The organism is Mycobacterium sp. IDUB_36 (assembly GCF_055419225.1).
Window position 1 is genome coordinate 3,341,578 of sequence record NZ_JBVAXH010000001.1, and the last position, 26,013, is coordinate 3,367,590.

Sequence of the window (26,013 nt, forward strand, 5' to 3'; positions counted from 1 at the left end):
GTCACGCCGTCTCGAGGCGTGCTGAGGGCCGGCCGGTGTCGGCCAACTCGAGCCACAGTCGCGACAGGCGCTGATACCAGCGGTCGATGCCGAAGTCGTGTGCGCGGCGGCGCGCCGCGGCACCCAGTGCGGCACGCCGCGATTCGTCGCCGATCAGACCGGCCAGCGCACCGGCGAGCTCTTTCGGCGAACCGGGTTGCACCAGAACCCCATTGACACCATCGCTGACCGCCTCCCCGATGCTGCCTACCATCGTGGTCACCGGCACCAGCCCCTGTGCCATCGCCTCCAGCAACGCCATCGGCAGGCCCTCGTCGTGGCTCGGCAGGACGAAAATGTGGGCGCTGCGCAACAACTGGTCCCGTTCTGACGGGCCCAGCCAGCCCGCGACGTCGATCGTCTCGTCGAGGCCGGCGTCGGTGATCGCCGCTCGCACGGCGTCGATCTCGCCGTCGCCGGCGAGCGTCAGCCGCAATCGGCTCCGCACGTCGGCATCGAGTTGACCGACCGCGGCGATCAGATCGTAGCTGCCTTTGCGCGTACCCAGTCGGCCGAGCGCCACCGCGTGTACTTCGTGGACCCCGGAGTGGCTCACCGGGTCCTCCGGGATCTGGACAGCGTTGTGCAGCACACTGATTCGATCGTCACGCAGCCGCAAGCGGTCCGCGTACTCCTGGACGTGACGATCGCCCAGCACCAGCCAGTGGTCGGCGGTCAGCAGGCGCCGGACGACGGCCCGGCCCCGTGGCCGGAGACGGTCGAACCAGCCGCCGAAGTCGTAGCTGTGCCCGTGAATCACCGACGGCACCCCCACCAGCCTGGCGGCTGCCAGGGGCAGCGCTTTGCGGAGCACGCTGCCGCCGTGGGCCAGGTGGATGTGCAACACATCGGTCCTGCCGGCCAGCACCAGCCAGGTGGCGCGCAGCATGCCCGACAGGCTCACCGCCAGCCGATGCCACGGGGTGCCCTCCACGTACGTCGGCACCGTCGTGATCGCGAAGTTGCGGTCCGGGTGGGCGACCATCAGTGCGATCACCGTTGCCATGCCGCCCCGGCTGAGTGCCCCGGCCGGGGCCGGCCCGACGACCAGCACCCGCAGCGTCATTGCGCGGCACCGGTTTTGAACTCGCCGCGCGGGATGTCGAGCGTGGCGATCGGATACCAGCCGGAACCGTCCCGGCCGTCGCGGGCGAGCTGCATGGGCGGATAGTCCACCGCGTGCGAGGCTCCCGGTTTGTGTTGTCGCCATTCGGCGGCGGCCTGCAGGGTGTAGTGACCGGGGGGCAGTCCGGCCAGTTCGACGCGCACCGTTTCGGCCCTGGATTCCGGGATCGGCTGCGAGCTGTCGCCGGCGTCGCTGTGGACGAGGTCTTTGAGCACGACGTGTGAGGGGATGGTCCGGACCACCGTGCCGGCGAAGTCGATCAAACGGTAACCGGGCGACCACTTCTCGATGGCGGCCGCGGACCCGTAGTTGGTCCAATTCGCCGTGATCGTCGCCACCCGGTCGTGCACCGATTCCGAACCTCCCCGGGCCGTCACCGAATAGCGGTAGCCGGCAATGACATTGGCCTGTGCCCACTGCAGGTACAGCGTGGAGTCCATCGCGGTGTCGGATCTGCTGTCGGGGAAGTTGACGCTGGAGGTCATCGCCACGTGGTACTTGACGATGTCGCGCAGGGCCTGCTGGTAGTAGCTCGGCAGGTCGCGTGCCCGGCCATCGGTGAGATCCGCCCATTCGGTGATCACCGGCGCGGTCGCGAACCGTTTGCGGACCACGTCGATGAAGGGATTCTTCTGAAGCACGTACTGTGAGTAGGGGTTCGTGGCCCAGGCCGGCATCGGCGAATACATCCCCAGTGCGTTGGTCCGGATGCCGACCGGGGCGTCCAGCCGTCCGGTGATGTTGGGATCCTCGAACAGTTCCCGCATGATCTCGGGGTTGTTGGACGTCACGTCCATCTGGGTGTGCGGGAACGACCGGGCGTGCGCGGCGACCAGGCGGCGGATGGAGTCGAGGGTGATCGTCTGGTCGTGGAATACGGCGTAGTACCCCAGCTCCTTCATGCTGTCTTCCTGCGACGGTCCGGGAGCCTTCAAGGTGTCGCGGATGTAGGAGATGTGGTTCTCGCTGAAATCGCCGTAGCCGGAGAACTCGAAGACCGACAGCCGCTCGTCGGTGTCATACCGGCGGCCCAGTGCTTCGAGTAGCTTCTCGAAGCCATCCAGATAGTGCGGGTCGTTCCAGTTCGGAACCACCTGGGTGATCCTGGGTGAGCTGGTGGCCGGTCCGGGGTAGCTGGCACTCGAGCCGGGAAAGGCCCGAATCCAGTCGGGAATCTCGATGTTCGTGTTGTCCGGGTACTGCGCGTTACAGCAGGAGTTGTAGGAGTACACCTGAAGCATCAGTCGTGCACCACGTTTGGCCGCATCCGCGAGAGCCTCGTCGATCACGTGGAAGTCGTACTTCTGGTCGTCGGGCGTACCCGGTGCCAGGCTGCCGGGATCGGTGGGCTGTATTTGCCGCCACGACAACCGAAGGCTGGCGTCATGGGTCCTGGGCCATGCGGGGTATCGCCGGTCGGCGGCGTTGCCCTGCGGGAACAGTGGCTGCAGGAGATCTTCGTACTGCCCGCGCAGCGGATTGGTGACTTCCTGGGTATCGACCGGGATCGCCGGACTGGCCACGGCCACCAGCGATTCCCGCGGTGCGGCGTCGTGGTCGGCGCACCCGCCGACGGCCAGCACCACGGCGGCCAGCACCGCCGTGAGTTTGCGGAGATCAGGCCGCACCGCACACCCCGATCGGCGTCGGAAGCGGCTGCGGGTCAGCCTCTTTCGGCACAGCGGCGGCGCGATCACGCCGCTGCGCGCGGTCCAGATTGGCAAACGCCAGCGCCGAACCCAGCGCCATGCCGAGGACCAACGCGCTGGCCGGCTCTTCGGGGAGCGGGGCGACGTTGCAGATCACCAACAGCCCGATGCTGACGGCCGCGCCGGCCTTGGCGAGCGCGGAGGCGCTGCGCAGTCCGCGGATCAGCGGGGTGAGCGCGAGCCAGGCGAATGCGGCCATCCCGACGATGCCCGATTTGCACAGCCACCACAGATAGAAGTTGTGCGCGTAGGTGGTGCCCAACTTCGCGGTGAACCAGTTGGGGTCGTTGCCGAACGGCATCTGATACGCGTAACCCAGCCCGTGTCCGAACAGCGGTGCCTCGCCGATGGCGCGGTTGAGTTTCGCGTTCTCGCGCAATCGGTCCAGCGTCGACTCGTCCACGGCGAGCGCATCCGTCGAGACGCCGCCGAGCACCCGATTGTTGTAGCCGGCGATCTGGTTGCCCAGCCAGGTGCCGGCCTCCGAATGCTGCAGCAGAAACAGGGCGGCGGGCAGCGTGATCGCCAATAACGCTGCGCCCCAGAGCAGAATCTGCCCGGTCCGGCGCAGTGTCGGCCAACTCATGCTCGTCAGGATCGCGATCACGGCGGCCACACCGATGGCGAGCAAGGTGCTGCGCGCGAACGTCAGCGCGGTGACGATCATTGCGGGCGGGAAGAATACGAGCCACGCGGCGGCCCGCCCACGGCCCAGGATCTGCAGCGCGACCAGCGTGGTCAGCACGGCGATGGCCGGGGTTTCGGCGGTGGTGATGATCCGGTTGGTGTCGACGGCTCCGGCCATCTCCGCCATGCTCTCCGACCGGCCGGCGAGCTGGATGCTGTGGAAGGAGCCGGCGATGACCATGCCCGCCGAGAACCACATCGTGGCGCCGACCGCGTACAGGGTGCCCTTGATGTAGTCGGCGTAGACGATCAGCAACGCCAGCACCACGCCGACGACCAGTTCCAGCATGTACATCGCCTCGTGCACGACGCGGTCGACGGCGTTGTCAGCCGCGAGGCCGACCTGGGTGAACAACAGGATAGTCAGCACGAACATCGCCGGCAGCCGGAACATCGAGAGTTGCGGGCGCACAATCGGAATCAGGTAGCAGAGCGCGAGTATCAGCGCAACGTGATAGGCGTACACCGGTATCGGGCCGAAGACCTTCCCGATGTGCAAGCCCTCGGGCAGAGCGGCGAATGACAGGAAAAGCGCAACGCTGACCATCATCTGCGGTTTGACCCAGTACAGCACCAGGCAGAACAACGCCCCGATCAGCAGCAGACCGTAGACGGTGGTACGGACCGCCAGGATGCCGAAGACGAAGCACCCGAACAGAAATGCCGCCACCGTGACGGTATCGATCACCCTGCGTTCACGACTGTCGCGGACGTACAGGATCATGAAGACCCGCTGATGACCAAGGCTCGAGAGGGCTTGCGGTGGTAGGCCCGAACGGCCGCCCGGGTGTAGCGCGGCATGCGCGCGTCGGTCAGCACGGTTCCGACCACGTCGATGCCAGCCGAACGCATCACGTGCAGCGCATCGGTGACTTCGTCGAAAGTGGTCCGCCCGGCGCGGACCACCAGGACGGTGGCCTGCGCGGCGTCGGCCAGCAGACCGGCGTCGGCGGTGGCCAGCACTGGTGAGCTGTCGATGATGGTGCGGTCGAACCGGTTGGCCAAATCCTGTACCACACCGGCGAGTTCGGTGCTGCGGGCCAGAATGTCGTCGTCGCGGGCGTTGCGCGAAGCGACCATGAACACTTTGTCGATGGACGTAGCCGACACCGCGTCCATCGCGGCGACGTCGCGGTCCGCGAGGATGTCGGCCAGTCCGATCCCGGATTTGACGCCCATCACGCGGGCGAGCGCCGGTTTGCGGATGTCGCCCTCGACGATCAGCGTCCGTTGGCCGAGTTCGGCGAAGGCGCCGGCCAGGTTCAGCGCCGTCGTCGTGGTTCCCTCGCCGCCGAACGGCGCGGCCAGCAGCACCCGACGGGTCTGCGGTTCCAGCACCTTGATCAACCGGGTGCGGAAGGCGCGCACCGCATCGTCGAAGGAGCCGTCGGCGCCGAACCTCGATGCGACCTTCGGCCGGGCAGGCAACTCCGCCAGCGTCGGAACCCCAGACAGCTCTTCGAGTTTCGCGCGATCCCGCACACTGCGGTCGGTGGCCTTACGCGTCAGGGCCACCCCGACGCCAAGCAGCAGGCCGGCCACCAATCCCATCGCCATGTTGCGCGACGGGACCGGCTTGACCGGGGTCTGCGGAACTCCGGGCCGCTCGACGACGGTTGCTGTCGCCAGCGGCAACGTGGTTCGCGGCGGATCCGGTGCAAGCGTGGGTGACGCGGGTGCGGGGGGCGGCGCCGCGGCGTCGAGTTGGGTGTCCGGCGTGACCCGTTGACTGTCCGAGGGATCCGGGCGCGGCGGCCGTGGGCGTTCGATCGGTCGCGGCCCCTCGCCCAGCGTGGGAACCAAGGCCGCGAACTGGTCGGCCATCGCGCCGGCCAGCGCGGCGACCCGGGCCGGGTCGGTGTCCATCACGGTCAGGTTCAGCAACATGGACTTCGGCGTCGACGCCACGTGGGTCTGGCTCACCAGGGTGTCGGGGTCGACCGAGACGTGCAGCTGCCGGACCGCGCGCTCGGCCACCGCGTGCCCACCCGCAACCTGGCCGTAGGACGCCAGCCGGTCCTGGGCGGCCTGGGTGGCGTAGTACACGTCGGTGAGATTCTGCGCGCCGGAGAACGAGATCAGAATGGTCGCCGACGACTGGTAGCTCTTCGTCTGCATCGCGGTCAGGAACCCGGCGCCGACCAGGCACGCGAGTAGTGCACCCACGACGAGCTTCCAGCTCCCGACGATCGTGCCAATGAAGGTACGGAAATCCATGCATTGCCCCTAGACCAGTATGCTGCGAACTGATTTGCATACATCATGTCCGCTTATAGGGCAGAAAGCAAACCTTTAGAATCATTTGACCCGGCGGAGCTAACTTACGGTTTGTGGGCCCGGCGTTCCCGGTGGGGTCGATGGCACTCCCACCGCCGCTACCGGCGTGATCGCACCCTGGCGCGAATGGGGCCGTCGGCAATCATGGTGAAGTGCAGGGTCAGCGGGAAATCGGCGTCCAGCGACTGGATTTCGGCCGTGCGAATGATGGTGGCCAAGGCCAGCGTGACCTGGAGCATCGCGAAGTGATTGCCGATACAGGCCCGCGGGCCACCCCCGAACGGCAGATACTGCCACCGATCGATCGCCTTGGCGTTCTCCGGGCTGAACCGGTCGGGATCGAATCGAAGCGGGTCCTCCCAGAGCAGGGGGTCTCGCTGAACGGCCATCCGCCCGACGATGATCATCGTGCCCTTGGGCACCAGGTACCCGTCGATCTCGACGTCCTGGTCGGCCATCCGGGTGCCGGTGGGTGTGGGCGGGCACAGCCGCAGCGACTCCCGCACCACCTGCATGGTGTAGCCGAGGTGGGGAATGTCGTCGGGCGTCAGCGGCCGATCGGGTAGTGCCGCGACTTCGGCCGCGACTCGGTCCTGGAACTCGGGGTGCTGGCCCAGCGACCACAGGGAGTAGCCCAGCGTGGTCGCGGTGGTGTCATGGCCGGCGAACACGAAGATGATCAGCTCGTCACAGATCTCCCGATCGGACAGCCGAGCTCCGGTCTCGGGATCCTCGGCCGCCAACAGTGCCCGCACCAGGGGTGCGACGCGGGTCGGATCGGCGCGGCAGTCGTCCAGAATCTCCTGGGTCAGCGTGTGTAGTTGCTCGCTGGCCCGCCGGGCGCGCCGACGGGCCGGCGTCGGCAGCCAGGCCGGTGCCCGTACCGGACGGGTCGAGCGTCCGATCGCGTAGGCCAGCGCCACCCGCAGCGGCCCGGAGACCACGTCGGCTCGTCGATCGAGGTCGAGTCCGAGCACCGACCGGCCGAGGGATCGCAGGGTTAGGGCACGGCACTCGGCGTCGATGTCGATCTCGGTGTCGTCGCCCCACTTCTCGCAGACGGCTTGGGCGGCCTCGGCCATGTGACCACCGAATTCGTTGACCCGCTGCTTGGTGAAGACCGGCTGCAGAATGCGCCGTCGCGGTTTCCAGGGCTCGAAGGGCAGGACGGTGAGGTTCGAGCCGAGAATCGACCGCATCTCGGTGAAGACCGGGGTGGTCTTGTCCACCGAGGAGTCTTTGGTGCTCAACACGTCACGGATCGCGGCCGGCGAGGTCACCAGCACCATCGGGGGCATCATCCAGCGCGGTCCCAACGCGAACGCGGTCACCCGGCCACCGGCGTCGCGCAGCCGCTCGGTGCCGGTGCTGAATTGTTTGACCGCGGCCAGGCGCTGCCGGAACGGCATCGGATTGACCGGTGGCCGCGGCAACGACGCGTGCCCGGCGCGGGCGCGAACTGGACTGTGGACCACTACTGCCTCCCGGGACTGCTTCGCGCACGAACGTCCAAAGCCTATCGGCAGCTAGGGGTATTGCGTGCCGATCGGTGTGATCGCGGACCGCCGCCGCGCGGTCAGGCAGACCACGCCTCGCCACTACTGCGCCGGGTTCTCTTCGCCGAGCCGTTCTGAGCGCGCCGTCGGTTGTTCAGTCAATCACGTTGCGTTGCATATGAACTCGGTCTGCGCTACGCCGGCTGACCACCGACGCGGGGGCGGCCACACTGAACCGGAGCGCCAGAACGAGGGCGTCGTCTGGGCCGGTTTCGGTCAGCCGCATGAAATCGCCGTTCAGCCGGATCAATTCGTCGGCGAACCTGGGAGACAGCTTGGCGAGCTCCGCCGGCGTGCGTGCGTGGATGAACACCGGTGACAGGGGCTGGACACTGAGGCCCTCGCGCTGAGCCAGAATCCACACCGCTTCGGTCGCCGCGCCACCCCGGACGTAGTCGGCAAGACTGTCGCCGGTCACGGTGATCACCGCCAGCGCGGAACTGGCGCGGATCCGGTCGCGGGTGTCGTCTCCGAGCGCCGCACCGGCGTCCCATTCGGCGAGGCGGGCCATCACGTCGGGTCGGCGCAGGATCTCGAGCATCGCCTGGTCGCTGTCATCCAGTTCAAGGGTGCGAACGTCGAGTCCGGTGTCCGGATCGGGGTCACCGGGCAGCCGGAGTTCGGCGAACATCTCGCCGTGAAGGTGCGGGGTCAGATACCGGATGCGGTCGGCCGAAGCGAAAATTGCTGCAGCACGGTCGAGTTCGCTCTCACCGGTGAGCAGACGCAGGCGTGCTCCTTCGTCGCGGGCGGCGGCGACGAGCAATTCGGTGGTTCTGTCGTCGATCGGCTGGGCGGTCCCGTGGCGCCGGTTCGTCTCGCGCGCCAGCATCGGTTGGTACAGCTCGGCCAGCGCTGGGTCACCACCTGCCCCCAGCGCCAGTTCGGCCCGTAGCGGGATTCCATCGACGCCCTCGGCAACGGTGACCGGGCCGAGGGTTCCGTGCGCCGCGGCGGCGACGCGGACGTTGAACAGTGCCGCACCCACCGCGAGCGCGCTGCCGCGCAAGCCCACATCCATCGCCGAGGTGTGTTCCGGGGCCACGGTGATGGTGATGTCGTTCGGGTTCGCCTCGATGCGCCACGGCTGGCTGTTCCCGCCGGACGGCGCGCGCATCGCGGCGGCAATGATGGGGTCGTCGATCATCGGCGGACCGGCGTCGTCGAAGGCGGGCGTCGGTTCCGCTGCGGGCTTGTCGAGTTGGTCGAGCGCCCATCCGACGTCGACCCGGCACCGGCCGGAGTTCAACGTTTCGCCGAGACCGATGCGGCGCACGGCTTCGGCCACCGCCGAGGCGCCGATCACGACATCCGACGCCATCTGCGGCCAGGTGGACAGCGTCCGGTCGACCTCGATCAGCGACGCCGTCGCACGCGGCGACAGCCGTTCGGCTTCCAGGTGGCGCAGCATGTGCGGGATCTTGTCCCGGCTGCTCATTCCCGGCAGCAGGTCCACGTCGAGCTGCCCCAGCATTCCGTGCAGAATCGGACGCTCCGGTTCCTTGTCGAAGCGTTCGACGTCCACCATTCCGCGGTCACTGGTCGCCATCACCACCGGAATGCGCCGCGCGCGGGCGGCGAGCCGCGCGACGGCCTTCATGTCGAGCGAATCACATTCCTCGACAACGATATCGAGCCCGTCGACGAAGGCGTCGACCGTCTCGACGGTCAGCCCGGCCTCGATCACCTCGACCCGCAGATAGGGGTCGAGTTCGGCGATCCGGCGCGATGCCACATATGCCTTGTGGACTCCGAGGTCGAACACGGTGGCGGGTACTCGATTCAGATTCGACAACTCGAGGTGATCGAAGTCCGCCAACCGGATGACACCGCACAGGCCCTGCAGCGCCAGCGTGTGGGCGATGACGTGGCCGACGCTGAGGCCCGCGACGCCGATCGTCAACGAGCCGAGTTTGAGCTGCTCGTCGGCGGTGATGTTGTTGCGGTTGCGGTCGAGGCGCAGGGTCCGGAAACCCCGCGGACCAAGCACCGCGACGACGCTGCGCCGCCAGGGGTAGTAGGCCCAGCGGATGCCCTCGGCCAGGATCTCCCGGCTGGGTTCGGGCCGCAGCTTCTGCAGACCCGCGATCTGTTGGTCGCCGTGATCGAGAAACTCGATCGCGGGGTCGGCGCGCAGGCGGTTCAACGTCTCGTTGTCGGAGGGATCGGCGGGGTCGAGTACCTGTGCCGCGTGAGCGGTGGCGACGGGATCGGTCACGCTGCTCCGTCCTGTGTCAGTGCGGGTTTCGAGGTCTACGACCCGATTCCCACGTCGCTCGTAGGGTCAGCTTAACCACGCGGCGCACCGTCTTACGCAGCTCAGGAAGTTCTTTCGGCGTGCCCGGGCCGGCCGCTGACAGGGACGCAACCTGGGTGGCAACTATTTGCGGCGACGTAAATGACGGCTACCGTATTCGACATGTCCGGCGGGCTGGATGACCTGGTCACCGCGGCGGCTGCGCAGCTGATGGCGGCCAACGCGGCGGACTACGCTGCGGTCAGCCAGCAGGTGGTGGCCATGCTGGTGGAGCGCCTGGGTGTCGATATCGGCTTCCTGCGCCGCACCGACCACAGCATCCGCGCGACGATTCTGATCGCCGACTGGCCACCCCGGCAGAACGTCCCGGACCCCGACCCGATCGGGGTGGTGTACTTCGCCGACGCCGACTCGGTGTTCGGATTGATCGAAACCTATACCGAGCCTTACGTTTTGCGGCCCGACCCCGACAACGTGGACTATCAGCGCAGTATCGAGGAAGGCACCGGCGCGCCCCAGACGTCCATGGCGGCTGTTCCGCTGCTGTCCGGGGAGCTCACCACGGGAACACTCGGCTTCGTCAACCTTGGAGACCGCGAATGGCTGCCGGATGAACTGAGCGCACTGCAGGCCATCGCCGCCCTGTTCGCCCAGCTGCTGGCCCGCGTTGACGCAGAGGAGCACCTGCAGTTTCTCGCCCACCACGATGAGCCGACCGGGCTGCTGAATCGTCGCGCGCTACTCGCGCACCTCGACGAGCGACTGGAGGACGGGCAGCCGGGTCCGGTTGCGGCGCTGCAGATCGACGTCGACCGGCTCAAGGTGATCAACGATCACCTCGGCCAGAATGCCGGCGACCGTTACATCAGGGCCTTCGCCGGCCTGCTGCGTGATGCCGTCGAAAGCTCTTCTACGATCGCCCGATTCGGCGGCGACGAGTTCGTGGTTGTGCCGAAGGACCCGATGGACGTGAGCGAGGCCGAGTTCTTCGCGCGACGGCTGCAGGCCGGGGTCGGCCAACAGGTCGAGATCGACGGTGAGAAAGTCAGCCGCAACGTGAGCATCGGGATTGCCATCGGGGAACCGGGCGTCGACAACACCTCGACAGTTCTGCGGCGCGCGAATCAAGCGCTCTCGTCGGTCAAGAGCGCCGGCGGGCGTGAGGTCGCGCGGTTCAGCCCGGACCTGTCGGACAAGTACGCGATCCGCAACGACATCGAGCTGCAACTGGAAGGCACGATCGACAGCGGCAGCGGCGCGCTGGTGCTGCACTACCTTCCCGAGTTCGACATGCGTACCGGCGAGGTGCTCGGCACCGAGGCGCTGGTCCGTTGGCAACATCCGACGCGGGGCCTGATGATGCCGGAGTCCTTCATCAGCGTCGTCGAATCGATCAACCTGGCCGGCCGGCTCGGCCGGCTCGTGATGCGCACCGCCTTCGAGCAATTCAGCGAGTGGCGGTCGCGCGGTGTGGGCACCGAAGCCGTGCTGCGGGTGAACGTGTCGCCGGTTCAGCTGGTCGCGGAGGGAACGGTGGAGATGGTGGCCGCGTCGCTCGACGCGTTCGGCCTGGACGCGAGCACGGTATGCCTGGAGATCACCGAAAGCGTTGTAGTCCAAGACATCGACGCAACCCACAAAACGCTGGCCGGGCTCAAAGACATCGGGGTGCGGATCGCGATCGACGACTTCGGCACCGGTTACAGCGCGCTGGCCTACCTGAAATCCCTGCCCGTCGACACGCTCAAGATCGATCGCGGGTTCGTCCGCGAACTCGGCTCCGACCTGGGCGACCAGGCCATCGTCCGCTCGATCATGTCGCTGGCCGACGCCTTCGATCTGGAAGTCGTCGCCGAGGGGGTCGAGACCGCCGATGCGGCTCGGACGCTGTTGGACTTCAATTGCTATCGCGCACAAGGCTTTCTGCTGTCGCGTCCGTTGGAGGCCGAGGCGATGGAGGCGCTGCTGGCTCAGCGGTTCGTGCCGCTGGATTTCACCTGAGCCGAGCCGTGGTCAGGTAGCGGTCGACGCACAGGCGCTGCTCGCCGACTGCGCGAAGCACCGCCGAATCAGGTACTGGGTCTCGGTCAAGATCTTGGACACCTGTTCGGGTTTCGCATGATTGACGAAGTCGTGACTGTCCCACCACATCATCTTGGTCTGGTATCGCTCACTCGGGTACGGCGTCGCGGGAATCGGGGACACCACCCCGCCGGAGGAGCGCCACCGGTTCAGCGCATAAGCCGCCGCAGTGGCCATGCAGAACTGGTTGTCCAGCAGCGCCATCATGTGAAACGCGCTCCGTGCCATCGCCTCGGTGATGCGGTGGCTGCGTTCCGGATCGTCGGTTGCCCAGGCCGACTTCATCTCGAGGACTCCGAACGGCACCCGGTCGTTGATGATGTTGCGCACCAGGTGCTGGCCGGGCTGACCCGCCCATTCGACGAGCGCGTGCGAGTCCTCGGCCGAGCGCAACGGACCGATCGCCCGCAAGCCCGCCACGGTTCGGCCGGCGTCGTCGACGACGGCGAAGAACATCGCCGTGTCGGCCCCGCTCCACAGGGCCGCAGTGTCGAGCGCGCACTCGACACCGTGCTTGCGATAGTTGCGCAGCGCGCCGGCCACGTACTCCGACCACAGCCACCGGTCGGCACCTGGGGTGGAGACGACCAGGGTGCAGTCGATGTCGGCGTCGTACCACTCCAGGCTTTCCCGGAGCGTGAACGGGTCAGCGCGTGGGTGACCGATGGATGCGGTGGTCATCGCGACCACCGGTTCCGGCCGTCGTAGCGCTGCGTACCGGCCGTCGGCCGGCAGTGGAGGAGGTGGGACCGGTCGCAGGCCGGCATGGGGTTGATGGTGAAGACACACCAGTCGAAGCTCGTCAGAAAGAACTTCTCGGTCGTGGTGTTGTCCATCGAAACAGTGGTCATTTGGGACCCTTCCCTCGCGAGGGGCCAACTTCCAGTTTGTTTCGTGGCACATTGTGTGCTCTTTGAATGAGCTCAGGCTGCTTTGTCAACCCTGCACTCGACAAACTCAAGCAAACCGATATTCAGTTTTAGAACGGAACCAAATGTCCGAGTATGTGAATCTGATGTTAGTTCCGGTCGGTTGGACGATACTACATTTCAGCCTGTTGACCTGCAACGCCGTCGTTTGGCGCGGCTGAGTGACGGCCAGGCCGGAGTCGAAAACGAACTGCAATAGTTATTCGAACAAAGGCTGTTAAACCGACGTCGTCGCCCTGCGAAACGATCTGCAAATAGCGCCAATCGGCCGCAGCCTGATCCACCGGTGAACAAAAATCATCAAAAGCGGGCCGGAATTACGCACTGGGTCTCAGGAAAGGCTAAGGAATGCGCTGCTCGGAAACATGCTCCGTGCGCCCGCACAGGCAGGGGCCCGTCTCAGGTAATGATCGATCGGTCGAGCGAAGCTCCGTCGCCAGGACTCGAACCTGAACTGTCTGAACCAAAATCAGAAGTGCTGCCGATTACACCACGACGGATCGCTGCGACCAGCGGTGAAGACCGCGTCCACTCTAGACGACCGTGCGGGCCGATCGCGGACCGCAGCCGGGGGATAACCTGTAAGGCGTGGCTGCGCCGGACAAGGAAACGAAGGCGCCCCGCACCAGGATGACCGGGAGCGAGCGCCGCCACCAACTCATCGACATCGCGCGCTCACTGTTCGCCGAACGAGGGTACGAGGGAACCTCGATCGAGGAGATCGCCCTCCGGGCCAACGTCTCCAAGCCCGTCGTCTACGAGCACTTCGGCGGCAAGGAGGGCCTGTACGCGGTGGTCGTCGACCGGGAGATGTCGGCCCTGCTCGATCGCATCACCTCATCGCTGACCAACAACCGGTCCCGGGTGCGGGTCGAGACGGTGGCGCTGGCGCTGCTGACCTACGTCGAGGAACACACCGACGGCTTCCGCATCATGATCCGCGACTCGCCCGCCTCGATCAGCTCGGGAACGTACTCCAGCCTGCTGAACGACGCCGTCAGCCAGGTCAGCTCGATCCTGGCCGGCGATTTCGCCCGTCGCGGCCTGGACTCCGACCTGGCACCGCTGTACGCGCAGGCCCTGGTCGGATCGGTGTCGATGACCGCCCAGTGGTGGCTCGACACCCGGGAGCCCAAAAAGGAAGTGGTCGCCGCACACCTGGTCAACCTGGTGTGGAACGGACTGACCCATCTGGAAGCCGACCCGCACCTGGCGGACGAGTAGGAACAGACGCCCACGACTGGTCGTTGTTCGCCAAATGTCATGCCGTGACCGGCAGTTGACGGTGCTGGATCAAAATTGACGAGGTGGTAAGTAATAGGATGGCGGCATCATGACCGCATCGGGGCCCGAGTCTGTCGCTACCCCGATCGCGGGGCTGGTGGAGGCGGCGCTACGCGTCCCGACACTGCAGCGACTCATCGATCTGACGGCCGATCGCCCGGCTGAACTGGCGTTGGTCGGGCCCGCCAGTGCGCGGTTGTTCGTCGCCACCGCTCTCGCGCGCCAGGGCCCGCTGCTGGTGGTGGCCGCGACCGGGCGCGAGGCCGACGACCTCGCGGCCGAGCTACGCGGCGTGCTCGGCGACGCGGTGGCGATGTTCCCGTCCTGGGAGACGCTGCCGCACGAACGGCTCTCGCCCGGTGTCGACACCGTCGGTGCCCGGATGATGCTGCTGCGCCGGCTGGCTCACCCGCAGGACACCCGGCTCGGCCCGCCGCTGCAGGTGGTGGTCACCGCCGTCCGGTCGATGCTGCAGCCGATGGCCTCGCGGCTCGGCATGGCCGAGCCCCTGACCCTGTCGCTCGGCAGCGAGGTGGCGTTCGAACACGTCATCACCCGGCTGGTCGAGCTGGCCTACACCCGGGTCGACATGGTCGGCAAGCGGGGCGAATTCGCGGTCCGCGGTGGCATTCTCGACGTTTTCCCGCCGACCGCCGAGCACCCGGTGCGTGTCGAGTTCTGGGGCGACGAGGTCAGTGAGATGCGGATGTTCGCGGTGGCCGACCAGCGGTCGATCCCGGAGATCGATGTCGACTCCGTGGTCGCGGTCGCCTGCCGCGAGCTGTTGCTGACCGACGATGTGCGGGCCCGGGCGGCCGAGCTGGCCGCCCAGCAGCCGGCACCCGAGCACGGCATCACCGGCGGCCCCGGCGACATGCTGGCCAAGCTCGCCGAGGGCATCCCGGTCGACGGGATGGAGGCGCTGCTTCCGGTGTTACGGCCTGAGGACATGACGCTGCTGACCGATCAGCTGGCCGACGGCACCCCGGTGCTGGTCTGCGATCCGGAGAAGGTCCGCACCCGCGCCGCCGACCTGATCAAGACCGGCCGTGAGTTCCTCGACGCGTCGTGGTCGGTGGCCGCCGTCGGTGGCGATTCACCGATCGATGTCGAACAGCTCGGCGGTTCGGGCTTTCGTGGGCTCGACGTGGTGCGCGACGCCGCGCGCCAGACCGGCCATCCGTGGTGGACGCTGTCGCAGCTGTCCGACGAGTCGTCGATCGAACTCGAGATCCGGGCGGCGCCGTCGGTGCGGGACCGGCAGAGCGCCGTCGCCGGCGTCGAGGCGATCTTCGCGATGCTGCGCGCGCACGTCGCCATCGGCGGGTCCGCCGTCGTGGTGGCGCCGGGCACTGGGACCGCGCATCGCGTCGTCGAGCAGCTGGCCGAATCCGAAACGCCCGCAATGATGTTGGAGTCGGGCGCGGAGCCGAAACCGGGCGTCGTCGGCGTGCTCAAGGGCCCGCTGCACGACGGTGTCGTCTTCCCGGACGGCGGCCTGGTGATCGTCACCGAGACCGACCTGACCGGTAACCGGATGACCGCCACCGACGGCAAACGCCTTGCCGCCAAACGCCGTAACACCGTCGATCCGCTGGCGCTGACCGCCGGCGACCTGGTGGTGCATGACCAGCACGGCATCGGCCGGTTCGTCGAGATGACCGAACGCACGGTCGGTGGCGCGCGTCGCGAATACCTGGTGCTGGAGTACTCCTCCAGCAAGCGGGGGCGCAACGAGACCGACAAGCTCTACGTGCCGATGGATTCGCTGGATCAGCTCTCGCGCTATGTCGGTGGCCAGGCGCCGACCCTGAGCCGGCTCGGTGGCAGCGACTGGACCAACACCAAAACGAAAGCGCGCAAAGCGGTCCGGGAGATCGCGGGCGAGCTCGTCGCGCTGTACGCCAAGCGGCAGGCCACCGCGGGGCACGCGTTCGGACCGGACACTCCGTGGCAGGCCGAGATGGAGGACGCGTTCGGTTTCACCGAGACCGTCGACCAGCTCACGGCGATCACCGAGGTCAAGTCCGACATGGAAAAGCCGGTCCCGATGGACCGGGTGATCTGTGGTGACGTCGGCTACGGCAAGACCGAGATCGCGGTCCGGGCCGCGTTCAAGGCGGTCCAAGACGGTAAGCAGGTCGCGGTGCTGGTGCCGACCACCCTGCTGGCCGATCAGCATCTGCAGACGTTCGCCGCGCGGATGGCCGGTTTCCCGGTCCGGATCAAGGGACTGTCCCGGTTCACCGAGCCGGCCGAATCCCGCTCTGTCATCGACGGATTGGCCGACGGCACGGTCGACATCGTGATCGGCACCCACCGGCTGCTGCAGACCGGGGTGCGGTGGAAGGACCTCGGGCTGGTGGTCGTCGATGAGGAGCAGCGCTTCGGTGTCGAGCACAAGGAACACATCAAGTCGCTGCGCACCCACGTCGACGTCCTGACGATGAGCGCCACCCCGATCCCGCGCACCCTGGAGATGAGCCTGGCCGGCATCCGGGAGATGTCGACGATCCTGACGCCACCCGAGGAGCGCTACCCGGTGCTGACCTATGTCGGAGCGCAGGACGACAAGCAGATCGGCGCGGCCCTGCGCCGGGAGTTGCTGCGTGACGGTCAGGCGTTCTACGTGCACAACCGGGTCAGCTCCATCGACGCGGCCGCCGCGCGGGTCCGGGATCTGGTGCCGGAAGCCAAAGTCGCGGTGGCGCACGGGCAGATGCCCGAAGAACTGCTGGAGACCACCGTCGAGGGATTCTGGAACCGCGAGTTCGACATCCTGGTCTGCACCACGATCGTCGAGACCGGCCTGGACATCTCGAACGCCAACACGCTGATCGTCGAGCGGGCCGACACCTTCGGCCTGTCCCAGCTGCATCAGCTGCGCGGCCGGGTCGGCCGCAGTCGCGAGCGTGGCTACGCATATTTCCTGTATCCGCAACACAATCCGCTGACCGAGACGGCCTACGACCGGTTGGCGACGATCGCCCAGAACAACGACCTGGGCGCCGGCATGGCGGTGGCGATGAAGGACCTGGAGATCCGGGGGGCCGGCAACGTGCTGGGCGCCGAACAGTCCGGCCACGTCGCCGGCGTGGGTTTCGACCTCTATGTCCGACTGGTCGGCGAGGCGGTCGAGGCGTACCGGGCCGCGGCCGACGGCCAGACCGTGGTCAGCCCCGAGGAGCCCAAGGACGTTCGGATCGACCTGCCGGTCGACGCCCATCTGCCCCCGGACTACATCCCGAGCGACCGGTTGCGGCTGGAGGGGTATCGGCGGTTGGCCGCCGCAGCCGACGATGCCGGGATCGACGCGGTCGTCGAGGAGCTGATCGACCGGTACGGCACGTTGCCCGAAACCGCCGAGCTGTTGGTCGCCGTGGCGCGGCTTCGGCTGATCTGCCGCGCGGCGGGAATCACCGAGGTCTCCGCGGCATCCGCTGCCACACTGCGACTCTCGCCGCTCACGTTGCCCGATTCGGCCCAGGTGCGGCTGGCCCGCCGCTATCCGGGTGCGCGCTACCGTGCCACCACCTCGACCATCCAGGTGCCGATTCCGCGGGTCGGCGGGGTGGGTGCACCACGGATCCGCGATCTGGAATTGGTTCAGATGGTCGGCCAATTGGTGGCCGCGCTGGTCGGGAAACCGGAAGAATCGACCCAGACACCGGCACCCAGACAGGAGAGGCAAGCGCGATGACCCCCTCCGACGACGCAGTCCCCGGCCGCGCCGGGGCCGGGCAGTGGTGGCCATGACGGTCATCCTGGTCGACCCGCGACGGCCGTCGCTGGTGCCGGTGGAAGCCATCGAGCTGCTCTCCGGGGAGGTGCAGTACACCGAGGAGATGCCGATCGCGGTGCCCTGGTCGCTGCCGGCGGCGCGTCCGGCCTACACCGGGGAGGACGCCCCGGTGCTGCTGTCCTCCGATCCCGACCACCCCTCGGTGACCGCCCGGCTGTCGGCCGGCGAGCGGCTGATCTCGGCGCCCGGCCGCCAGCCGGGGGAGCGGTTGCTGGACGCCGTCGCGATGATGGACAAGTTGCGTACCGCCGGGCCGTGGGAGAGTGAGCAGACCCACGATTCGCTGCGCCGCTTCCTGGTCGAGGAGACGTACGAGCTGTTCGACGCCGTCCGTAGCGGTGACGCGGATGCTCTGCGTGACGAGCTCGGTGACGTGTTGCTGCAGGTGCTGTTCCACGCACGCATCGCCGAGGATGCCCCCGCACATCCGTTTTCCATCGACGATGTCGCCGACGCATTGCTTCGCAAGCTCGGCAACCGGGCTCCGGGAGTGCTTGGTGGAGAGACGATTTCGTTGGACGAGCAGTTGGCCCAGTGGGAAGAGCGCAAAGCTCAGGAGAGGCCCCGTAACTCGGTGGTCGACAACGTGCCCACCGGCCAGCCGGCTTTGGCGTTGGCGCACAAAGTGATTCAGCGTGTCACCAAGGCCGGTTTTCCGGCAGACCTGATCCCGGCGAACATCACCTCGATCAGCGTGTCGGTCGATACCGACGCCGAGGACACGTTGCGCACAGCGGTACTGGAGTTCATGGACACCGTGCGCGCGGTCGAGAAGGCGGTCGCCGCCGAACGTCGCTCGGGGGACATCCCGACCGAGCTGGACACCGCCCCGGTCGGATCGATCACCGAAGCCGAGTGGCGTGCCTGTTGGCTGGCGGGCGGGGCGGTACCGCAATCCGACCCCCTGCCCGATCCGCTGACGGACGAGGCCGACGAGGAGCCCGAGGCCTGAAAGCCATATTGACGCCCGCGTAGACGGGTGACGTTCGACACGCCCGGAGGTGCGGGTGCAGATCGGTTCGATTCGGCTCGGGCGCAGGTCATCGTCGCTGGACAACGGTGATCAGCGCGGCACCCGCCGTCGGTGGACCGATGAGGCACTCCAGGGCCGTGGGAACATGGGTGGGAAGTCGTGTTTAGGGAGTCTTGTGTCGCGGGTCCGCTGGCTGCGCGCGTTGGCCGTCGTAGGCGCAACGACGCTGCTTTTGGCATCCAGTTGCAGCTGGCAGCTCGGTCCCTACATACCCAAGGGCGTGCCGCCGCCACCCGGTGCGATCGTGCCGCCGGTCGACACCCATGCCAAAGGGCGGCCCGCTGACCAGCTGCACGCCTGGGCCGCGCAACGCGCCCCGGCGCTGCACATCCCGGTGACCGCGCTGGAGGCCTATGGCTACGCAGCGCGGGTTGCCGAGGTGGAGAACCCGAACTGCCACATCGCCTGGACGACGCTGGCCGGCATCGGGCAGGTGGAAAGCCATCACGGGACCTATCACCACGCGACCTTGTTCCCCAACGGCGATGTCCGCCCGCCGATTCGGGGGGTGGTGCTCGACGGGACCAACGGCACCATGCGCATCATCGACAACGAGCCGCGCATCCTCGGCAACCAGCCGGGTGGGATGGACGGCGAGCCGGACACCGTCCGCGCGATGGGTCCCATGCAGTTCATTCCCGAGACCTGGCGCGAGTACGGCGTGGACGCCAACAACGACGGCAAAATCGACGTCGACAACATCGACGACGCCGCTTTGTCCGCGGCAGGCTATTTGTGCTGGCGTGGGAAGGATCTGGCGACCGCCCGCGGGTGGACTACGGCGCTGTGGGCCTACAACGACTCCGACGTCTACGCTCGCGCCGTTCGCGACGCGGCTACCGCCTATGCCGCAGGGCACTCCCTCTGAACAGGCTTTAGGCTCTCTAGGCTAGGCGAGGCCGTAACCCTCACGACTCAAGGAGAACCAGTGCCGATTATCGAGCAGGTCGGGGCCCGCGAGATCCTCGATTCCCGCGGCAACCCGACCGTCGAGGTCGAGGTGGCCCTGATCGACGGGACGTTCGCGCGGGCCGCGGTGCCCTCCGGCGCGTCGACCGGCGAGCACGAGGCGGTCGAGCTGCGCGATGGCGGCGAACGGTACGGCGGCAAGGGTGTCAGGAAGGCCGTGCAGGCTGTGCTCGACGAGATCGCTCCGGCGGTGATCGGGCTCAACGCCGACGACCAGCGACTGGTCGACCAGGCGCTGCTCGACCTGGACGGCACTCCGGACAAGTCCCGACTCGGCGCCAACGCCATCCTCGGCGTCTCCCTCGCCGTGGCCAAGGCCGCCGCCGACTCGGCGGAGCTGCCGCTGTTCCGCTATCTAGGCGGACCCAATGCGCACATCCTGCCCGTGCCGATGATGAACATTCTCAACGGCGGCGCGCACGCCGACACCGCCGTCGACGTCCAGGAGTTCATGGTGGCGCCGATCGGCGCGCCGAGCTTCTACGAGTCGTTGCGCTGGGGTGCCGAGGTCTACCACGCACTGAAGTCCGCGCTGAAGAAGCAGGGGCTGTCCACCGGGCTGGGCGACGAAGGCGGCTTCGCGCCCGACATGGCCGGAACCAAGGCCGCACTCGACGTGATCAGCGCGGCCATCGAGTCCACCGGCCTGAAGCTGGGCGCCGACGTGGCGTTGGCGCTCGACGTCGCGGCGACCGAGTTCTACACCGACGGAACCGGATACCAGTTCGAGAAGAAGACCCGCAGCGCCGACGAGATGGCGCAGTTCTACGCCGAACTGCTCGACGCCTACCCGCTGGTGTCCATCGAAGATCCGCTGTCCGAGGATGATTGGGACGGCTGGGTGGGCCTGACCAACGCCATCGGCGACCGGGTCCAGATCGTTGGCGATGACCTGTTCGTCACCAATCCCGAACGGTTGGAAGAGGGGATCGACAAGGGTGCCGCGAATGCCTTGTTGGTCAAGGTCAATCAGATCGGCACGCTCACCGAGACGCTCGATGCGGTCGCGCTGGCGCACCATAGCGGCTACCGGACGATGATGAGCCACCGCAGCGGCGAGACCGAAGACACCACGATCGCCGACCTCGCGGTCGCGGTCGGCAGCGGTCAGATCAAGACCGGTGCCCCGGCTCGTAGCGAGCGGGTGGCGAAGTACAACCAGCTGCTGCGCATCGAAGAGGCTCTCGGTGACGCGGCCCGTTACGCCGGCGACCTGGCGTTCCCCCGGTATACGCCGTAGGGCCGAAGGTCACTGCTGATGCCCGAATCGAAACGGCCGGAACCGAAGCGGCGCGCACCGGCGTCGCGTCCCGGTCGGGCCGGCGATTCGGTGGGCGGTCGTCCGCGCAAGTCCTCGGCGGCGCGACGCGGTCCGGCCACGTCGACCCGGGCGATGCCCGAGGTCGTCGAACCGATCAAACAGGCGATCGCGGAGTCGGCGGAGCAGCGCTCGGATCAGCGACTCGGACTGACCGCTCGGCGGGCGGCGATCCTCGCGGCGGTGATCTGTGTGCTCACCTTGACCATCGCCGGTCCGGTCCGCACCTACTTCGCGCAACGCACCGAGATGAAGCAGCTTGCAGCATCGGAATCGGCTCTGCGCCAACAGATCTCCGAGCTGGAGCAACAGAAGGGCAAACTCGGCGACCCCGCGTTCATCGCCGCACAGGCGCGCGAGCGGCTCGGGTTCGTCATGCCCGGCGAGATCCCCTACCAGGTTCAACTGCCCCCCGGCGCGGCGCTGCCGACCGACCCGGGCTCGCAGCCGAAGACGGCGCCCAGCAACGACCCGTGGTACACCTCGCTGTGGCACACCATCGCCGACAGTCCGCACGGCGCACCGGCGCCCGCGCCGCCCCCTTCACCACCCCCGGCTCCGAACAGCCCGCCGCCCGGTGGTTGATCCTGCCGACCTGGAGGCGGTCGCCCGTCAGCTCGGCCGCGAGCCGCGCGGAGTGATCGAGATCGCCTACCGGTGCCCCAACGGTGAACCCGCCGTGGTCACGACATCTCCGAAACTGCCTGACGGAACTCCCTTTCCGACGTTGTATTACCTGACGCATCCGGCGCTGACCGCGGCCGCGAGCCGGTTGGAGACCACCGGGATGATGCGGGAGATGACGCAGCGTCTGCATTCCGACGCCGACCTGGCTGCCGCCTACCGGCGCGCCCACGAGTCCTTCCTGGCCGAGCGCGACGCCATCGAACCGTTGGGCACCACGTTTTCCGGCGGTGGCATGCCGGACCGGGTCAAGTGCCTGCACGTGGTGATCGCGCATTCGCTGGCCAAGGGTCGGGGCGTCAACCCGTTCGGCGACGAGGCGCTGGCGGTGCTGGCCACCGAGCCGTCGATGGCAGGCATCCTGGACCCGGGGGAGTGGCTACCGTGACCCGCCTGGCCGCCGTCGACTGCGGCACCAACTCGATTCGACTGCTGATCGCCGACGCGTCCGACGGGCAGCTGACCGACGTGCATCGTGAGATGCGTATCGTGCGACTCGGCCAGGGTGTCGACGCCACCGGACAGTTCGCACCGGAAGCATTGCAGCGCACCCGGTCCGCGCTCGCGGACTACGCGCAGTTGTGCATCGCGAACGGCGTCGACCGGATCCGGATGGTTGCCACGTCGGCCACCCGCGACGCCGGCAACCGTGACGTCTTCTTCGCGATGACGGCCGAGGTGCTCGGCGAGGTGGCGGACGGCGCCGTCGCCGAGGTGATCAGCGGCGCGGAGGAGGCCGAGCTGTCGTTCCGCGGGGCGGTCAGCGAATTGGATTCCGCCGCAGGTCCATTCGTCATCGTCGACCTGGGCGGCGGATCGACCGAGGTGGTGGTGGGAACCGACACCGTCGCGGCGAGCTTCTCGGCCGACATCGGCTGCGTGCGACTGACCGAGCGCTGTCTGCACTCCGACCCGCCGACCACCGCCGAGGTGGCCGCGGCGCGCGCGGTGGTGCGGGAACGACTCGGCGAGGCGTTGCGCGTCGTGCCGGTGGAACGCGCACGCACCTGGGTCGGATTGGCCGGCACGATGACGACGGTCGCGGCGCTCGCGCACGAGATGACGACGTATGACTCGGCGGCCATTCACCTTTCGCGTGTCGGCGTGGACCGGTTGCTCACCGTCTGCGATGGCCTGATCGGCATGACGCGCGCCCAGCGGGCCGCCCTGGGGCCCATGCACGAGGGGCGGGTCGACGTGATCGCCGGCGGCGCAATCGTGATCGAGGAACTGGCGACCGCACTGCGCGAGCGGGCCGGTATCCAGGAGTTGACCGTCAGCGAGCACGACATCTTGGACGGCATCGCGCTGTCGATCTGCGAATGATCTACTGCCCGAACGAGATTCTCAGCAGCTGCTTTTTCTGCTCGGTGTAGTCCTGCTCGCTCAATCGACCCGCGGCACGCTGCTCGGCGATGTCACGGATCGCGGCGGCCACGCCGGTCATGACGGACCGCGGCGCCGGCGTCACCTCGGTGTCGTCGTCGTCGGCGTCGTCGGCACCCGTCAGCCGAGCCGGTCTGCTGTCCTCATGGACGGCGCCGGCTGCGGGCGAGCCCGCCATGGCTTGTCCGGCTATCCCACTGATCCCCATCTGGTTGACCGTGTTCGCCGCTCCGGCTTCGGCGGCCGGGGCGGCTGCGGCGTTGGCGGCGCTGAGCGGAGTGCTGAACGCGGTCGGCTTGACTTCACCGGCTGCCACCGTCCAACTACGCGGCACCGACAGGGTGCCAATGGATTCCGCGTCCTGCATGCCCGCCACGAAGGCACCCTGCGCGCTCGGGGTGGGGTTGAGGATGGTCGCGGGAAAGTCGTTGGACGGCAGACCACTTGGCCTGATGTACGCGTCTTCGCCGTTCCAGCTACTGATGATCCCGTCGGTGTGCTGGCCGGTCTCCGAATCCACGATGGCGAAGGGAAGATCCACCAGGGTTCCCATCACGCTCTGCGGTATGACAGCGGTGAAGAGTGCGACATCAGCGGGCGCGGACAGGAAGATGGAGATGAGATCACTCAAAGTGCCCAGGGGATCGCCCGCTGCCGCGGTGCCGGTGGCCGAGTCGGATGTCGCCAGACTTTGCAGCGCATTGGGTACCGCGGAAAAGCTCTGCTGCACAGACGAAACGGCGCTTTGCGCCTGCCCGGCCGCGGTATTGGTGGCCTGGCCGACCGCGGCGGCCTGACTCGCTGAGGAGCCGGGATCGGTGCTCTGCTGCGGTTCGGTGAAAGGTGTCAGGGACGTCGCGGACGCCGAGGACGCCGCGTAGCCGTACATCGCCGCGGCGTCTTGCGCCCACATCTCGGCGTACTGGATCTCGGTGGCCGCGATCGCCGGCGTGTTCTGACCCAGGAAGTTGGTCGCAATTAGCGTTGCCAGCAGGCTGCGGTTGGCCGCAATCACCGGAGGCGGCACGGTCATCGCGAACGCCGTCTCGTAGCCGGCCGCCGCCGCGTTCGCCTGGGTCGCGGATTGTTCAGCCTGCGCGGCGGTGGCGCTGAGCCATTCGACGAAAGTGGCTGCCGCGGCACTCATCGTCGCCGACGACGGCCCCGACCATTCCCCGGACGTCAGCTCCGACACCACCGACTGGTAGCCGCCGGCCGCGGTGTACAGCTCGTCGGCCAGCGCCATCCAGGCCTGCGCAGCGGCCAGCATCGGCCCCGATCCCGGACCGGAATACATCCGGCCGGAGTTTACCTCCGGCGGATAGAACCCGAAATCCATTGCTGCGCATTCCCTTTGTCTCTATGACGCGGCCTGACAACTGACAATGCCGCCAGATGGCGGTGGGCGTCTCAGCGGCCAAGCAGGCGGTTCTTCTGCTCGGTGTATTCCTCGTCGGTGAGGATTCCTTCGTCGCGAAGCTTGGTGAACTCACGCAGTTCGGCCGCGACACCGGTGACCACGCTCCGCGGTTTGGCGGGCGCCGTCTCGTCGTCGCCACCAGTTACCTTGCGGTCATTGCTCTTTGGCGCATCACTGGGCCGAGCCACTACACCGCGGGCACGGCTGACGCCGGTGCCGACTGTCCCGGCCATGGCCCGGCCGGCCATCCCGGTCAGGGCCATTTCGCTCAAGGCGCTTCCCGATGCGCCGGACAGTGATTCGCCGGCGACGGTTGCGGCCGGCAAGGCCGGCAAGGTCACGGCGGTCGGTTTGACCGCAGGGGTGGCGACAGTCCAACTCGGAGGCACCGACAGGCCGCCGACGGTGTTCGCCTCGCCGAGACCGGCCGACAGCCGGGGCGACGGCACCGTGCCGGCCGGCAAATTGAGCAGGGGTGCCGGGAACGGCTGCACCGGAGCGGGTCCGACGCTGGGCCATGGCTCCTGCCCGTTCCAGCCGCTCACGATCCGGTCGGTGTGTTGACCGGTCAGCGCGCCGATGACGTCGAAGGGAAGTGCGACCACACTGAGGGTGCCCAGCGGTATGTCGGCGGTGAATGTCGCGATGTTGGCCGGCACGTCCAAGAAGATCGCGATCAGGTCGCTGAGCGTGCCCAGCGGGTCGCCTGCGGCGGCGGGCGCGGCGGCGGCGCTGGACAGGGCGCTGGGGACGGCGGAGAACGCCTGTTGAACGGCGCTCTGGGCGTTGCCGGCAGCGGTTCCGGTGGCCTGGCCGACGGCGGCCGCCTGGTTGGCCGCCCCGCCGGGGTTGGTGTTCTGCTGAGGCGGGTTGAACGGCGTGAGCTGGGTGGCCGATGCCGACGATGCCGCGTAGCCGTACATCGCCGCGGCGTCCTGCGCCCACATCTCGCTGTACTGCGCCTCGTTGGCGGCGATCGCCTGGGTGTTGCGGCCGAACAGATTGGTGGCGATGAGGGTGGTCAGCAGGCTGCGGTTGGCCGCCACCATCGGCGGGGGCACGGTCGCCGAAAATGCAGCCTGGTAGGCCGCGGCCGCGGACTTGGCCTGTGCACCGGTCTCCTCGACCTGCGCGGCGGTGGCCCGCAGCCACGCCGCGTACGACGCGGCCGCCGCACTCATCGACGCCGAGGCCGGACCCAGCCACTGGCCGGCAGTCAGTCCGGACACCACGGACTGATACGAGTTGGCCGCGGAATGAAGTTCGCTGGCCAGCGTGTCCCAGGCTGCGGCGGCGGCCAGCATCGGTCCCGCTCCCGCGCCGGCGTACATGCGGGCGGAGTTGACTTCCGGTGGGTAATTCGCGAAATCCATTGCTCGCCGACCCCTCTAATTCACCGCGGTCGAGCCGGCCCAGCACCCAGCTGTCACCGTCGGGTGAATGGTGGCACGTGCG

General features: G+C 67.7%; 19 protein-coding genes and 1 tRNA gene. 9 read left to right on the forward strand and 11 right to left on the reverse strand.

The genetic code is table 11. From position 1 onward, the window contains the following. Position 1: 1 nt before the first annotated feature. The 6 genes from ACZYW1_RS16645 to ACZYW1_RS16670 all read right to left on the reverse strand — a co-directional run bounded on the left by ACZYW1_RS16645 (position 2) and on the right by ACZYW1_RS16670 (position 9,612). Entirely contained in the window at positions 2–1,105 is a 1,104-nt protein-coding gene (locus ACZYW1_RS16645) for a glycosyltransferase family 4 protein (protein WP_463787287.1), read from the reverse strand. Next, positions 1,102–2,793 (reverse strand): hypothetical protein, encoded by a 1,692-nt coding sequence (locus tag ACZYW1_RS16650; protein ID WP_463787288.1) that lies wholly within the window; start codon positions 2,791–2,793, stop codon positions 1,102–1,104. Before ACZYW1_RS16650 ends, ACZYW1_RS16645 begins: the two co-directional genes overlap by 4 nt. Further along, entirely contained in the window at positions 2,783–4,285 is a 1,503-nt protein-coding gene (locus tag ACZYW1_RS16655) for an O-antigen ligase family protein (RefSeq protein ID WP_463787289.1), read from the reverse strand. The genes ACZYW1_RS16650 and ACZYW1_RS16655 overlap by 11 nt, the downstream gene beginning before the upstream one ends. Further along, a complete protein-coding gene (locus ACZYW1_RS16660; RefSeq protein WP_463787290.1) occupies positions 4,282–5,778 on the reverse strand; it encodes a tyrosine-protein kinase domain-containing protein in 1,497 nt (498 codons plus the stop codon). The genes ACZYW1_RS16655 and ACZYW1_RS16660 overlap by 4 nt, the downstream gene beginning before the upstream one ends. Before the next feature lie 158 nt (positions 5,779–5,936). Further along, positions 5,937–7,247 carry a cytochrome P450 gene (locus tag ACZYW1_RS16665; RefSeq protein WP_463787859.1) on the reverse strand — a complete coding sequence of 437 codons (1,311 nt, stop codon included), beginning with the start codon at positions 7,245–7,247 and terminating at the stop codon, positions 5,937–5,939. Positions 7,248–7,488: 241 nt separating this feature from the next. After that, positions 7,489–9,612 carry an Rv1355c family protein gene (locus ACZYW1_RS16670; protein WP_463787291.1) on the reverse strand — a complete coding sequence of 708 codons (2,124 nt, stop codon included), beginning with the start codon at positions 9,610–9,612 and terminating at the stop codon, positions 7,489–7,491. A gap of 201 nt (positions 9,613–9,813) precedes the next feature. Between ACZYW1_RS16670 and ACZYW1_RS16675 the strand changes: the two genes are divergently transcribed. Further along, on the forward strand, positions 9,814–11,652 hold the full coding sequence (locus tag ACZYW1_RS16675; RefSeq protein WP_463787860.1) for a putative bifunctional diguanylate cyclase/phosphodiesterase: 1,839 nt from the start codon (positions 9,814–9,816) through the stop codon (positions 11,650–11,652). Between the two features lie 12 nt (positions 11,653–11,664). On the opposite strand, the gene ACZYW1_RS16680 is transcribed toward ACZYW1_RS16675, so the two are convergent. The 3 genes from ACZYW1_RS16680 to ACZYW1_RS16690 form a co-directional block, all read right to left on the reverse strand. After that, a complete protein-coding gene (locus ACZYW1_RS16680; RefSeq protein WP_463787293.1) occupies positions 11,665–12,414 on the reverse strand; it encodes a hypothetical protein in 750 nt (249 codons plus the stop codon). Further along, complete coding sequence (locus ACZYW1_RS16685) at positions 12,411–12,584, reverse strand: hypothetical protein (RefSeq protein WP_463787294.1); 174 nt, start codon at positions 12,582–12,584, stop codon at positions 12,411–12,413. Before ACZYW1_RS16685 ends, ACZYW1_RS16680 begins: the two co-directional genes overlap by 4 nt. A 506-nt stretch (positions 12,585–13,090) precedes the next feature. Next, positions 13,091–13,162 (reverse strand) — tRNA-Gln (locus ACZYW1_RS16690). 130 nt (positions 13,163–13,292) lie between these two features. Here ACZYW1_RS16690 and ACZYW1_RS16695 point away from each other — a divergent pair. From ACZYW1_RS16695 to ACZYW1_RS16730, 8 genes are all read left to right on the forward strand, one after another. Further along, positions 13,293–13,886, forward strand: a complete 594-nt coding sequence (locus ACZYW1_RS16695) for a TetR/AcrR family transcriptional regulator (protein ID WP_463787861.1) — start codon at positions 13,293–13,295, stop codon at positions 13,884–13,886. 109 nt (positions 13,887–13,995) lie between these two features. Beyond that, on the forward strand, positions 13,996–17,646 hold the full coding sequence (gene mfd / locus ACZYW1_RS16700) for a transcription-repair coupling factor (RefSeq protein ID WP_463787295.1): 3,651 nt from the start codon (positions 13,996–13,998) through the stop codon (positions 17,644–17,646). 52 nt (positions 17,647–17,698) lie between these two features. Beyond that, positions 17,699–18,700, forward strand: a complete 1,002-nt coding sequence (locus ACZYW1_RS16705; RefSeq protein ID WP_463787296.1) for a nucleoside triphosphate pyrophosphohydrolase — start codon at positions 17,699–17,701, stop codon at positions 18,698–18,700. A gap of 196 nt (positions 18,701–18,896) precedes the next feature. Continuing rightward, positions 18,897–19,649, forward strand: coding sequence for a lytic transglycosylase domain-containing protein (locus ACZYW1_RS16710; protein WP_463787297.1), 753 nt, complete (start codon positions 18,897–18,899; stop codon positions 19,647–19,649). Between the two features lie 60 nt (positions 19,650–19,709). Beyond that, positions 19,710–20,990 carry a phosphopyruvate hydratase gene (eno, locus tag ACZYW1_RS16715; protein WP_463787298.1) on the forward strand — a complete coding sequence of 427 codons (1,281 nt, stop codon included), beginning with the start codon at positions 19,710–19,712 and terminating at the stop codon, positions 20,988–20,990. A gap of 18 nt (positions 20,991–21,008) precedes the next feature. Beyond that, positions 21,009–21,653 carry an FtsB family cell division protein gene (locus tag ACZYW1_RS16720; protein ID WP_463787299.1) on the forward strand — a complete coding sequence of 215 codons (645 nt, stop codon included), beginning with the start codon at positions 21,009–21,011 and terminating at the stop codon, positions 21,651–21,653. Continuing rightward, entirely contained in the window at positions 21,646–22,140 is a 495-nt protein-coding gene (locus tag ACZYW1_RS16725; protein WP_463787300.1) for a DUF501 domain-containing protein, read from the forward strand. The genes ACZYW1_RS16720 and ACZYW1_RS16725 overlap by 8 nt, the downstream gene beginning before the upstream one ends. Next, positions 22,137–23,078, forward strand: coding sequence for a Ppx/GppA phosphatase family protein (locus tag ACZYW1_RS16730; protein WP_463787301.1), 942 nt, complete (start codon positions 22,137–22,139; stop codon positions 23,076–23,078). Before ACZYW1_RS16725 ends, ACZYW1_RS16730 begins: the two co-directional genes overlap by 4 nt. 1 nt (position 23,079) lies before the next feature. Here the strand turns inward: ACZYW1_RS16730 and ACZYW1_RS16735 are convergent, their stop codons facing one another. Together ACZYW1_RS16735 and ACZYW1_RS16740 are read right to left on the reverse strand one after the other, a co-directional pair. Further along, positions 23,080–24,477, reverse strand: coding sequence for a PPE family protein (locus tag ACZYW1_RS16735; RefSeq protein WP_463787302.1), 1,398 nt, complete (start codon positions 24,475–24,477; stop codon positions 23,080–23,082). A gap of 71 nt (positions 24,478–24,548) precedes the next feature. After that, complete coding sequence (locus tag ACZYW1_RS16740) at positions 24,549–25,931, reverse strand: PPE family protein, SVP subgroup (protein ID WP_463787303.1); 1,383 nt, start codon at positions 25,929–25,931, stop codon at positions 24,549–24,551. Between the last annotated feature and the right edge of the window lie 82 nt (positions 25,932–26,013).